8 protein-coding genes are annotated in these 13,410 nt (G+C 45.0%); 6 read left to right on the top strand and 2 right to left on the bottom strand.

All coding sequences use genetic code 11. The features are described 5' to 3' along the window. The first annotated feature begins 4 nt into the window (after nucleotides 1–4). From Phpb_RS12615 to Phpb_RS12590, 6 genes are all read left to right on the top strand, one after another. Entirely contained in the window at nucleotides 5–427 is a 423-nt protein-coding gene (locus Phpb_RS12615) for a hypothetical protein (RefSeq protein WP_065390628.1), read from the top strand. Between the two features lie 32 nt (nucleotides 428–459). After that, nucleotides 460–1,965, top strand: coding sequence for a hypothetical protein (locus Phpb_RS12610; RefSeq protein ID WP_065390627.1), 1,506 nt, complete (start codon nucleotides 460–462; stop codon nucleotides 1,963–1,965). A 57-nt stretch (nucleotides 1,966–2,022) separates the two neighbouring features. After that, a complete protein-coding gene (locus Phpb_RS12605; protein ID WP_065390626.1) occupies nucleotides 2,023–3,483 on the top strand; it encodes a hypothetical protein in 1,461 nt (486 codons plus the stop codon). 65 nt (nucleotides 3,484–3,548) lie between these two features. After that, nucleotides 3,549–5,033 carry a hypothetical protein gene (locus Phpb_RS12600; RefSeq protein WP_065390625.1) on the top strand — a complete coding sequence of 495 codons (1,485 nt, stop codon included), beginning with the start codon at nucleotides 3,549–3,551 and terminating at the stop codon, nucleotides 5,031–5,033. A 744-nt stretch (nucleotides 5,034–5,777) separates the two neighbouring features. Continuing rightward, nucleotides 5,778–5,975 carry a hypothetical protein gene (locus Phpb_RS12595; RefSeq protein WP_065390624.1) on the top strand — a complete coding sequence of 66 codons (198 nt, stop codon included), beginning with the start codon at nucleotides 5,778–5,780 and terminating at the stop codon, nucleotides 5,973–5,975. 68 nt (nucleotides 5,976–6,043) lie between these two features. Next, complete coding sequence (locus tag Phpb_RS12590) at nucleotides 6,044–7,165, top strand: hypothetical protein (protein ID WP_065390623.1); 1,122 nt, start codon at nucleotides 6,044–6,046, stop codon at nucleotides 7,163–7,165. Nucleotides 7,166–7,308: 143 nt separating this feature from the next. Here Phpb_RS12590 and Phpb_RS12585 read toward each other — a convergent pair whose 3' ends face one another. Together Phpb_RS12585 and Phpb_RS12580 are read right to left on the bottom strand one after the other, a co-directional pair. Next, entirely contained in the window at nucleotides 7,309–9,198 is a 1,890-nt protein-coding gene (locus Phpb_RS12585; protein WP_065390622.1) for a glycoside hydrolase family 18 protein, read from the bottom strand. A 56-nt stretch (nucleotides 9,199–9,254) separates the two neighbouring features. Beyond that, a complete protein-coding gene (locus Phpb_RS12580; protein WP_065390621.1) occupies nucleotides 9,255–13,397 on the bottom strand; it encodes a Tc toxin subunit A-related protein in 4,143 nt (1,380 codons plus the stop codon). Between the last annotated feature and the right edge of the window lie 13 nt (nucleotides 13,398–13,410).

Below are 13,410 nucleotides of genomic sequence, written 5' to 3'. Positions count from 1 at the left end.
AATGATGGCAAAAGAGATAACAGATGAAACGGTTAGCCAGCTTAGTGCCCGCTTCGCCCCTGGTAAGATCCCGACTGAGGCGGCATTTTATTCACTGATTGATTGGGCTACGTTGTGGCGACAGCTTTTTGGTTGGCGGGATAGTGATCAAACTTATCATCCGGGAGTTGGGTTGCAAGTTGTCGACAACCGTTTGGCGGTTAAGGTTGGTGATGGCATCTCGTTGGAACCGAAAGGGCTTGCGTTAAAGCTACAGCTCGATGGGGGATTGATGTTAGATAAATCCGGAGTGCTGTCGGTGGATGGGACTGTAGCGGTTTCGGCCCAAGCTTTTAAATTGCTTCCTGAGGAGACGCAGAAACAAATTGCCAAGTTGTTATTGAATGCGGGTACAGGAGGTAGAAAACAGGGAACAGAAAACAGATGACGGTGATTGTTTAATACGGCTTTTGAGGAAATATTATGACTGATAAAGAAATTAGCACTGTTGACTCATTGAAAGCGAGTTTTAAGTCTGGTGTTCCGCCCATGCCTGAAGCATTTTCTCATTTGATTGATGAGGCATATAAGGCATATGAAATCATTGATGGTGATAAGCGGGATGGTCCGACCGCAGGGCTGAAACGAGATGACAAAGGAAAACTGGCCCTCGACACTGACTATTCTGGCGGGTTGAACCTTGAACGAGGGGCTTTGGCCCTATCACTGAAGCCAGAAGGTGGATTCTCTTTTGATGGAGGAAGGCGTCTAAAATTGGATGCCGATCGGCAGGTTCAGTTTGCCGATTTTTTCAGTTTATCGCGGCGGGAGCGGATGGAGATCGCTCAGTTGTTGGATTTGAAACGTGGCACCATGATGACGCGTATTGTTTCTCCTTCCCCTAAAGAGAATGAACACTTTGGCACTTCTGTTAGCCTGAACGCGGCGGGAGATTGCTTAGTGGTTGGGATGGGGAAAGTGCTCTATTTGTATATGTACCGGAAGTGGGGGGATTGGAATACAAGCACGCCCATTGTGTTTGAGGCTGATGGAGGTAAGTATCGTAGTGCTGCATGGAATGTTAGTCTGGATGCGAAGGGAGATAATCTGGCAGTGGGATACTTCACTAATACTAACCGAATGCAGGTTTGTGTGTATACGCGCACGAATGGCGTCTGGGGTACAAAAAGTCCTATTGTGTTTCCGATGGAAGATCAGCATAAATTCTTTGGTGGTGTGTATGTCAGCTTGAGCGCCGCAGGAGACTGTCTGGCGGTGGGGGGGAACACCTATACGTTCGAGGTGTATACCCGCACTAATGGGATCTGGGATACAAAAAATCCCATTAAGCTTGGTTTTTTTAATTCTGGTAACGAGATGGTCACGATTTGTCTGAGTGCCTCGGGAAACTGTCTGGCGGCGCATGCTGTCGATGATTCTTATAAACCTGAAAGAAACACGGTTTATGTGTATACCCGCACGAATGGGACCTGGGATGAACGCCCCATTAAGTTCAAGCCCCCTGAAGATAGCTCATCCGGTTTTGGCAAGGTTCTTAGCTTGAATGCGGAGGGAGATCGTCTGGTGGTGGGGGCGGATGATGATTTACCCATTATTAGTGGAAAGGTTTATCTGTATACGCGCACGAATGGGGCCTGGGATGCAGAAAATCCCATTAAATTTTCGGCTCCTGCAAGTGATGTAACGTATTTTGGCCGCTCTCTCGAACTGAATGATGCGGGAAACCGTCTGGCAGTGGGGGCGGCTTCCAAGGTGTATGTGTATACCTGTCTGAATGATAAGTGGAATATGGAAACGCCTATCGAGATTTTGGACCCCTCAGGCAATTCAGACAATTTAAATGGTTTTGGTAAGGCTGTCAGTTTGAATAAGTTAGGAACGAGTTTGGCGGTTGGTGCAGTTTCAAACAAGGTTGATTCTGCGCCTGAAGCCGGTGCAGTTTATATCTTTGAGAATGTCAAATAGAAGACAGAGGACAGAAGATAGGTGACGGTGACTGTCTAATACGGCTTTTGAGGACATATTATGACTGATAAAGAAATTAGTACTGTTGACTCATTGAAAGCGAGTTTTAAGTCTGGTGTTCGGCTCATGCCTCAAGCATTTTCCCATTTGATTGATGAGGCATATAAGGTATATGAAATCATTGATGGCGCTCAGGATGATGGTCCGACCGCGGGGCTGAAACGGGATGGTCAAGGAAAACTGGCCCTCAACACTTATTATTCTGGCGGGTTAAACCCTGAACAAGGGGCTTTGGCGCTATCCTTGAAGCCAGAAGGTGGACTCTCTTTTGATGGAGGAGGGTATCTGAAATTGGATGCCGATCAGCAGGTTCAGTTTGCGGATTTTTTCAGTTTGTCGCGGCGTGAACGGATGGAGATCACGCAGTTGTTGGGTTTGAAACGAACCATGATAACGCGAATTGTTTCTCCCTTCCCCAAAAAGTGGGAGTCCTTTGGTAGTTCTGTTAGCTTGAACGCGGTGGGAGATTGCTTAGCGGTTGGGATGGAGAATAAAGCCTATGTGTATACGCGCCGGAAGAGCGGTGAATGGAATACAAGCACGGCTACTGTGTTTGAACATGGTGGTAGTGTAGTGAGCGATTCATTGAATGTCAGTCTGGATGCGATGGGAGATTGCCTGGCGTTGGGAAGCAGCAGGATAGCTTGTATATATATACGTACGAATGGCGTCTGGGATGCGAGAAATCCCATTTGGTTTCCGGGTGCTGGTCAATACCTTGGTAAGAATGTCAGCTTGAGTGCGGCAGGAGACTGTCTGATGGCGGTGGTTGCGAACGGATACCTCTCTACGATCCATTTGTTTACACGCACGAACGGGATCTGGGATACAAAAAATCCCATTAAGTTTCCGAACCTTTCGGATTCTTCTGAGTTTGGCAGGGTTGCCCGCCTGAGTGCCGCGGGAAACTGTCTGGCGGTGTTTGGAGAAAGAGGCACGATTTATGTGTATACCCGCACGAATGGGATCTGGGATAGAGAAAACCCCATTCAGCTCAAGGCGCCTAAAGATAGTTCATCCCGTTTTGGCACGGTTTTTAGCCTGAATGCAGAGGGAGATCGTCTGGCGGTGGGGGCGGATGAGAATTCCCCCATTATTAATGGAAAGGTTTATCTGTATACGCGCACAAATGGGATTTGGGATAGCGAAAATCCTATTAAGTTTTCGGCTCCTGCAAGTGACGTAACAGATTTTGGACGCTCTCTCGAACTGAATGATGTGGGGGATCGTCTGGCGGTGGGGGCTGCTGCCAAGGTGTATGTGTATATCTGTCTGAATAATAAGTGGAATATAGAAACACCTATGGAGATTTTGAACCCTTCAGACAATTTAAATCTTTTTGGTGGGTCTGTCGGACTGAATAAGACGGGGACGAGTTTGGTTGTTGGGGCAACGTCAGAAAGTGTCGATTCTAAGTCCGGAGCCGGTGCAGTCTATATCTTTGAGAATGTCAAATAGAGGACAGAGGACAGAGAACAGAAAACAGAAAACAGAGAACTGTCTGATGTGGCTTTTGAGGAAATATGATGGCTGATAAAGAAATTAGTACTGTTGATTCTTTGAAAGCGAGTTTTAAGTCTGGTGTTCGGCTGATGCCGGAAGCCTTTTCCCATTTGATTGATGAGGCATATAAGGCATCTGAAATCATTGATGGCGCTCAGGGTGATGGTCCAATCGCAGGGCTGAAACGAGATAGCAAAGGAAAATTGGCCCTCAACACTCATCATTCTGGCGGGTTAAATTCTAATCAGGGCGCTTTGGCGCTATCACTGAAACCAGAAGGTGGACTCTCTTTTGATGGAGGAGGGTATCTGAAATTGGATGCTGATCGGCAGGTTCAATTTGCGGATTTTTTCAGTTTATCGCGGCGAGAGCGGATGGAGATCACGCAGGTGTTGGGTTTGAAACGTACTATGATAACGCGAATTGTTTCTCCCTCCCCCAAAGAGAATGAGCGCTTTGGCGCCTCTGTTAGCATGAGCGCAGCGGGAGACTGCTTAGCGGTTGGGATGATTAATAGAGTCTATGTATATACGCGCCGGAAGAGTGGTGAGTGGAATATAGGCAAGCCGATTGTGTTTGAGGCTTTTGAAGATGAATATCATAGATCTTCATGGGATGTCAGTCTGGATGCGGCTGGCGATACCCTAGCGTTGGGAAACATGTTGCCGTATCCCACTTATAACCGAGGGCGGGTTTGTGTGTATACGCGCAGGAAGGGCGTCTGGGATACAAAAAATCCCGTAGTGTTTCCGATTGGAATTGAATACTTTGGTGTGAATGTCAGCTTGAGCGCCACGGGAGACTGTCTGGTGGGTGGGGGCAAACACTACCTTCCGTTCCGTATATTTATGCGCCGGAATGGGATCTGGGATACAGAAAACCCCATTCAGATTCCGATCCCTTCGGATTCTTATGAGTTTGGCTGGATTGCCCACCTAAGTGCCGCGGGAAACTGTCTGGCGGTGCGTGATTACGCTCCCATGATTTATGTGTATACACGCACAAATGGGATCTGGGATGGAGAAAACCCCATTAAGTTCAAGGTCCCTGAAGATAACCTATCAATAGGTAGGGCTTTTAGCCTGAATGCAGCAGGAGATCGCTTAGCGGTGGGGATAGAGTTTTATAACTCCACAGATGGGGAGGTTTATTTGTATAAGCGCACGAATGGGATCTGGGATAAAGAAAATCCCATTAAGTTTTCAGCTCCTGCAAGTGACGTAACATATTTTGGCCGCTCTCTCGAACTGAATGATGCGGGAGATCGCTTGGTAGTGGGGGCGTATTCCAGGGTATATGTGTATACCTGCCTAAATGATAAGTGGAATATGGAAACACCTATGGAGATTTTGAATCCTTTAGGAAATTCAGACAATTTAAATGATTTTGGTAATGTTATCAGCCTGAATAAGGCGGGAACGGGTTTTGCTGTTGGTGCAGATTCGGAGAGTGTTGATTCTAAATCCAAAGCCGGTGCAGTTTATGTTTTTGAGAATGTCAAATGATAACTATAATCACTAAACTGGATATTAATTCGGAGATGTCGGATTGCTTTTTAAAATCCTTCGGATTTTTCGCCTTATTATCCCCGTTCGCATTAGATGAAGGTTTACGGCGTTTTTCGCTAAAAAAGTGTGTTAGCATCATGATTAATTAATTCAATTGTTCTCTTATTCAGTTTTTGTAGAGTTATTGGTGGCACATAATAGAATATGGGTATCTAACAATTATTTTGTTTTTTTACCTTCAAAGATGGAAAATAAGCACATGATAACATCTGAGAAAAACTAATAAACATAACAGGGACATATTGTAAAAGGATATGATGTTATCATCTCGGGTGATTTTATATTATTTTCAATTTGGTGGTAATTGTATTTATGAGGAGTTTTAAATTTATTTATTAACCATTATTCTTGTCTTTATATTGGTTTTGTTTGCGATTGCGAATTATTTAACATGGGTAATTATGATTTTGATATTGTTTGAATATGTGCTAAGTTTTCTTTGGAAATTAAAATGAAATACATTTACTGAATGATAATAAAAAGATTATATTTAAATAATGATGTTTTGTTATGTTGTTGATTATTTTTTTGCTTTTTTGGTGATTTTTTTAATGGGTTGATTTTAATCGAATTAACTTTAAGAGAGGGATAAAGCCAGGATATTGTTTATATCGAAAATAAAAAAATAGAACGGTGTGTGGCAACGTTAACTTATCTGTCATTCTGCATTGGAGGTAATCAATGGCTCATAATAAGATATCTACATCCAGAGAGAATAATCTGTTGAATAAAGAGGAGGTTAAATCTTGGTTTAAATTATATTCCCTGCCGAAAAGTGAAAATTATACTCAATTGGCACAAATAGCGGCGGAGGATCGGCGTTTAGCTGGGCTGGAAGAGTGGAGAAGGGAAAGTTTACCTTTACGACTAGCTAAATGAGGAAAAGATGATGGTGAAAGAGAGAACAGATGACGGTGACTGCCTAATACGGCTTTTGAGGACATATTATGACTGGTAAAAAAATAACACGTATTGTTTCTCCTTCCCCTAAAGCGAATGAGCGCTTTGGCGCCTCTGTTAGCATGAGCGCAGCGGGAGACTGTTTAGCAGTTGGGGTGGGTGATAAAGTCTGTGTGTATACAGGCGGGAAGAGTGGGTGGAATACAAGTACTCCTGTTGTGTTTGAGGCTAATGGAAATAGATCTCGTAGTTCTTCATGGGATATCAGTTTGAATGCGGCGGGAGATTGCCTAGCGTTGGGATACAAAATTGGTTCTCAAAACGCGGAAGCTTGTGTGTATACGCGCACGAATGGCATCTGGGATACAAAAAATCCCGTGGTGTTTACGATCGAAAGTACAGAAGAATATTTTGTTGTGAATGTCAGCTTGAGCGGAGCAGGAGACTGTCTGGTGGTGGGTGGCGACCGCTATTCGTTTTATATGTATAGACGTACGAATGGGATCTGGGATAGAGAAAACCCCATTAAGTTGGTTCCTCCGGGGGCGGAAGGGGTTAGTCCGACTGTCTGCCTGAGTACTTCGGGAAACTGTCTGGCGGTGCATGGTGCTGATGTTTCTTATCCTTCTTATCCTTCAATAAATACGGTTTATGTGTATACACGCACGAATGGGATCTGGGATATAGAAAATCCCATTAAGCTTGCCACTAAAGGTGGCGTACCCCTTCTTAACTGGGTTTTTAGCCTGAATGCAGCGGGAGATCGTCTGGCGGTGGGGGCGGATTATTATTTACCCACCAAGGGGAAGGTTTATCTGTATATGCGTACCAATGGGATCTGGGATAGGCAAAATCCCATTAAGTTTTCGGCTCCTGCAAGTGGCGTAGCGTATTTTGGCAATGCCATCAAACTGAATGATGCGGGAAACAGTTTGGTAGTGGGGGCGGCTTCCCGGGTATATGTGTATACCTATCTGAATGGTAAGTGGAATATGGAAAAACCTATCGAGATTTTGGACCCTTCAGGTAATTCAGACAATTTAAATGATTTTGGTAAGGCTATCAGTTTGAATAAGGCGGGAACGAATTTGGCAGTTGGTGCGAGTTTAACCAAAGTTGGTTCTGTGTCTGGCGCGGGTGCGGTCTATATCTTTGAGAATGTCAAATGAAGACAGAGAATAGAAGACAGGTGATGGTGACTGTCTAATGCAGCTTTTGAGGAAATATGATGACTGAGAAAGAAATTAGGATGCCGCTCATTGTGATGAGCGGCACTTGATTAAAGCTTATTTATGCTTAGGAGGAAGTGAGATTATTTTTTATTAACATCAGGAAGTTCTACAAGTTCTCCCCGGTTATACAGTGGCCCCATATCAATTTTTTCTTTACCTTTAATCGGAATATAGCCGGCTCCCTCTCTGGCTGCATTTGCCAATAGGCCGCAATCTTGATCGCCGGACCAAGAGAATATGCCTCCTAGCTTATGTTCCGTTGCGTAAATGCCTTTTTTGAACACCGTGCGAGGGGTATCTAGAGAGATAAAATGTCCGCCTGTGCTGTTATAAAGAAAGTCTGCGTCGGTGGCGGTGTCCGTCATTAATTTAAAACCATTTTTTGCCCATGCGAGTTGTTGCTCACAATCAAATTGATTGTTCAGCAAACAGAAAAATTCAGGCGCTCCGTTTTCCATTGTGCCTAGGGCTTGACCATTACGGTTGTATAGACGGGTTTTCAGATCAGCACCTACACAGGAACGGCCATAGTTGGCAAAACCAAGGTGAATTTTTCCGGGGGGAACTCCTTCAACTTCAATAAGGTATTTAATTGCTTCATCAGCGGAGAGATCGTACAGGCGATCAGGATCTTCTGACGCATAGTCAGGAGAATAGAGATTGGTGTGATGTCCAATATATTCTGCCCATCCGTTTCCAAAGAAGTCGTAAGTCATGACAAAGATATTATCCAAGCCATTGCGAATAAGTTCTTTGATATTGGATTTTTTCAGCTTCCCAACGACAGCACTGGACGCAATTGTGATCTGTTTTTTGGCACTGGTGCCGAATGCCCGATCCAAAGCCTGACGCAATTCTTTAATCAGTATGGCGTAGTTAGGTCCATCATTAATTTCATCGTACTCATTGCCGTCTGCGCCAGTGGTGCCTGGGTATTCCCAGTCGATATCGACAGCGGTAAACATGGGGAAACGTTGGAAGAGGTCAATAATGCTGTCAATAAAGGTCTTGCGTTGCACAGTGTCTTTTAACATTGGAGAAAAGTAACCGGACATACTCCAGCCGCCGATACTGAATGCCAGTTCCAAACGATGGCCTGCCAGTTTGGCCTGTTGTTGCAAGTTCCGCAGCCCTCCGAGTAAGCCCGATGCGGCTTGCTGATTATAATATTGCAAGAATGTATTAGGACCGGCATCTCTTTTGTCTTCATCGGGTAATCCGACGTTGCGTGTGGTTCCTAGATCGCCATAAGGGTCAACGGGAACGATGTGGCCGAATGTGATAGGAGGATCTTCCGGTTTTAATTGTTTATTCCAACCCTCGGCAGACAAGTTGATTTTTTCACTTTTTTCTCCTTTATCGCCATAAATACCTAAAAAGCTGAATACCAATCTGTCATAGGCGGTTGGCGGAATATCAGCCAGATTAAACCCGCGACCCGGGTCGTCATCTTCATCTTTATCCTTGTTTGAAGGCAAACGCGCATCGTACTGGCACCAGTCAGTGATATAGGCAGAAACTTTAGGGCGTGTCTTATCTGTTTCATATGGGTTATAGAGGGAATGGCATACTCGTGCAGAGGTGTAAGACAGATTCGTGCCTGATCCATCAGGCTTATAGCCCTTTTCCTGATAAGTCTGTTCTGTGAGAGCATCGGGTTTTAGGATGGCGACATCTCCGGGGATAGGTTCAACGGTGCCTTCCTTAGGATTACCGTGATTAGCGATTTCTTCCGCCGTTGCTTCTCTTACCCAGAGCCAGGCATTTTCGTATGATGGAATATTGTTACGTTCAGGAATGTGCCAACGTTCTACCCAGTAAGTGTTTTTATAGACTTGACCATCAAAGATAACGTAATAGGTTTCTCCACCGGATTGATTGCTCCAGGCGGTTAGCGGTGCTCCGATATTTTCACTGGCATCGGACATGGCTTTTTTGCAGGTATATTGATATTTCCTATTATCAGTCATTTTTTTTACCTTTATGTTTTTCACACCTCATTACTGAGGTGCGAAATGTGAGTCGGTTAGTCTTGTTTTTTTTGAGCTTCGTGCTGTAGTAATCGCTGTTTGACTTTTTTAGCGAAGCTGTCGCTGCCAGGACGTGCCGTATAACGCAGATGAATGATAATGTCGCTCATCTTTTCCAGCAGATCAGATTGATCATCACCAAACTCCAGAGTCCAGTTAGAAAATACCCCTGTTCCCTCAAAGGGCAGGAAACGTTCATCTTGGAAATCAAGTCGGAACATGCCGCTGTCATCTACACCGGTTGATAACACCACTGTCTGGTTAGCCTGAACATTACGGAGTAAGCTTCGAGGTTCGTTATATATAAGCGGATCAAGGAGATGGTCGATGGTATCAATGTCTTCTGCATAGTTAATGCTGTTGCTGGTTTGTGTCAATGTTGCGCGAATATCTTGGTAAGGGCCTACCAGAGTGGCTAAAGAAACCGAAACAGTTTTTATACGGCGATCAACATGACCGGGATAATCCTTGAGAAACATGTCAGCGTCCAGAGGGAAATTAAAGCGCCCCGTTGACTTACCTGCTTCCCATGCTTGAGAGGTTAGCAGTGATTTTAATGAAATGGTTTTAACGACTTCCAGTCGGCGAACGTTCTGTTTTATATACTCTTGATCCATACGCTGTAAGGAAAGCTTCAAAGACTCGCCTGCCAGCAGCCCTTGGTAAAGATCGTTCCAGGCGCCGCCTTGAATAAATTGTGTGTCAAATTTCCCCATTTCATATTGCCAGGAAGCCTCAGCAGATAAACAGAGAGACATTACGGCGTCGTAAGCTTGTAAATACAGTGCGGATATTTGACTTATCATCCACATGTACAAACTTTCGCTGGTGAACCGCTGGGAAAAATACTCTAACAGCGTATTATCGTGTTCTTTTTGGGCTTGTATCTGGGATAGCTGAGTGATGGATGCTTGCAATTGGCGGTTCTGAATAGCAATTTGTTGATCGATTTCTTCAACGTTAATTTCAGCCTGTTTATATTGAATTTCCCATTCCTGACGGCGGCGACGGTAATTTTCTGAAACGCTCAGGCTGTTCGCTTTTGCATTTTTGGATTCATACTCAATGCGTATACCTTCTGCAATAGCCCTTAGTGGGGCCCCGTATTGCATCCCTCCCATTGCGAAGCCGAAAATATTGGGTACAAGATCGGCGACTGCCCCTGCGGTCGAGATGGCTTGTGCCGCAATCACCGCGTCAGCCGCGCCGGCCTGTAGCGCAATGACTTCCTGTTCGGAGCCGGAGATATCTTCATCATGCAGAGCTTGATAGTGCTGTTGCCGTTCAAGAGCGGCACGACGGCTCACATTTAGTGCATCCAAGGAAGCTTGATTAATATCGATCATTTGTTGTTGCAGATTCAGTGTAAAACTATATAACCCCAACTGTTGCTGCATTCTGAATCGTTCGAAATCCAGATTATCTTTACGTTCCAGTAAACTGAGCAGGTTATTACCATATTGAATTAATGTCTCCACCCCACTCATTGCTCGGTTAAACACCGGTGCGAAACGGTAGTTGGGGATCGACATTCGTTTAGCGCCAGCCTGACGATTAGCGACAACACGTTGATAGCGCTGTTTTAGCAAATCGCGAGGGCTAATCAATTCATCGAAAAGTCCCGCGGGATACTCTTTTCCGTCCAGGGTCAAATTATGGCGCAGGTTGTACAGACGATGCGCGAGTAGTTCCCAGAGTTTTAGATATTCCGTATCAACTGGTTTGCGGAATAAATCAGAGGGTTGATTGGCTACTGATGAATCCCATGTTACCGGCAGCAGTGGCAGTGTGTCAGCCATCATCACTTCCAGTTGACGTGGTTGAGAATGGGTATAGGTTGCCGCGTCTTCCAGCGTCAGAGGTTTCCATTCAGCGGCAAGTTGAATATCTGGACTGGTTCCAAGCAGAGAGTTAGCTGATGCATAGAGCAGTCGTGCGACAATGCGTGATGTCGGTGTAAGCTTGCGATATTCCCGGTCACCTTGATCCAGTAGATTTTTCAGATAGAAGCGGAAAATAGCTTTGCGGTAGTGAATGGGTTCACTGGCGGCTATGGCGTCAGGATCTGTAGGTTGGGTAAAACTGCGCATAAATTTCGGTGGTGGATCAAGCAGTGGCCGACTGTTCCAGTAACGAGGTTTTCCTTTGGATAACTCCGCGTTTTCGGCATCTTCCAGCGGATTGAATATATAGTGTAACCACTGTGTGGCTTCTTCAAGTCTCTGTTCGATATTTAAGCGCCAGGCCACTAAGAATGGCATATGGAAAAACAGTTCCCAGAAATAGATACCGTTGGCGCCATCGAGATCAATGGCTGTCATTCCACTGTGTGGCGGGAGAGGGAGTTCCTTAATATGCTGAGTATCCCAACTGAGTACTTGATGAATTCCTTGGCTGGCGCGGCTGATTAATTCTTTGGCAAACAAGGTATTTAGCCGAATGGTGGGTGGAATATTTTCATCATCATCCGGTGGGAAGGAAAGGTATTGAACCTGGCGTTCTTCTTTGAATTGAACTAACGGACGGATCAACATCCCGACTCGATAATCATTGGTATATGATCCACCGCCGACGATATCAATTCCAGCTTTTAATGTAACGGAGCGGTGGTCTTCCAGATCTAAGCGGGGAACAACAAGTTCTGGTACCGGTTGATGTTTGTGTATGGTAACTGATCCTAGTTTTTCCCCAGACTGGACTTCGATTTCTTGCCCATCATCATCTAGAGTTTTGGTGATATTGAGCTGCCAAATGCAGAACTCAATTTCGTCTGGAAAGTTGTCATGAAGTGGATCAGAACCATAATCAAAAGTCGATCTGGCGGTCAGTTGAAGTTCGGTACTGGAGCCGTAGACAAAATCGACAACAAGTTCTATCGTCCCTTTTCCTAGCTTTGCGTTGCCTTCTTCCTTAGCTTCTCCCGCAATCATATATTTGGTATTACGTGTTGCCGGGTAAAGCACCATAGTACGGTAAGGTATGGGGGTTCCAGATTCATCTTTATGCTCGCGGGAGTAATACCACACCAGATCTGCGGCATATTTTTCCGATGTGTCAGGTAGATCGGTAATTTCCGCCAGCAAGGTATCGCAGATAAATTCGAAACAATAGTCGTAATCATAGTCGCCAGTTTCTGGGTCTGTACCTTGAAGACGAGTAAAGGCAATAACAGCGAGCTTCGGTTCGCCTTGCATGACATCCATGACGGCAACCATATCGGTCATCTGATAGGGTAACTCGCCTCCTCGTAAGGTACTTGGGGCACTCCAGGTTCCATCATATTTTGCGTAGGCGATTTTTAATTGCGTGTTGTAGGTTTTCGGTTCTTCCGCTGTGCCCGTAAATATACGCATATTTGTTGACGTGGGGATAACTTCTTCGCTTTCTGCCCAGGCAATATATAAGCGGTTATTTAAAAAGATAGGGCGTATCGCTGTACTTTCTACGCCTCCCAACGGCAAGTCAATCAAACGCCATTCACTCCAGGCATTGGGCGAAAGTGCATCAGTATCTGGGTGACGAATAGACAGATTCAGAGAGCGCCAGTAGTATTGGTAAGGCTGGGTTCGTGTGCGTCCGATAAAGAAAAACTTATCACGCGTGATTCCAACGCCATCTTCATAACTGGCAATGACTTTTAGATTGCTGACATCTTCAAAATTGTTTAAATACCCTAGCACTGCCTGTTGTACAGATCCTTCAGTAATTTTCCCTTGATTCAGGCTGCTTTCTAACTGAAAGAAAAACTCGGTTTTATTCAGCCGTAACGTTGGTTCCAAATAACTTTCCGGGTAGGTTCTGAGCATGCGATCGGCGGACCAGTAGCCATAACGGTTCGCAAATTCTTGCCAGTTCTCGCTCTCCTCTACGGTCATAAACAGGCCTTTTTCAATATTTAGCGAGATGCGGTTAATGTATTGTTGCAGGGTGTTGGTTGCCATTGCGACACGGCTAGTGTTGACTTTCGCAGAAACCATAATATCCAATAGCAGATAATCATAGACATCATCCACACTTTTAATATCGTCACGCTGCGACGCCATCGTAGGAGAGTGAGCAACTACCTGACCAATAAAATAGTCCAGCAATGCATCTCGTTGTGCTTCCAGCAGACGGGCTTCTATTGTATTTTCGCTCATTGTTGTTTTCTCC

The organism is Photorhabdus namnaonensis (genome assembly GCF_001684335.1).
Classification (GTDB): Bacteria; Pseudomonadota; Gammaproteobacteria; order Enterobacterales; family Enterobacteriaceae; genus Photorhabdus; species Photorhabdus namnaonensis.
Note: the sequence above shows the minus strand (reverse complement) of the source record. Positions and strands in the feature narration are given on the sequence as shown.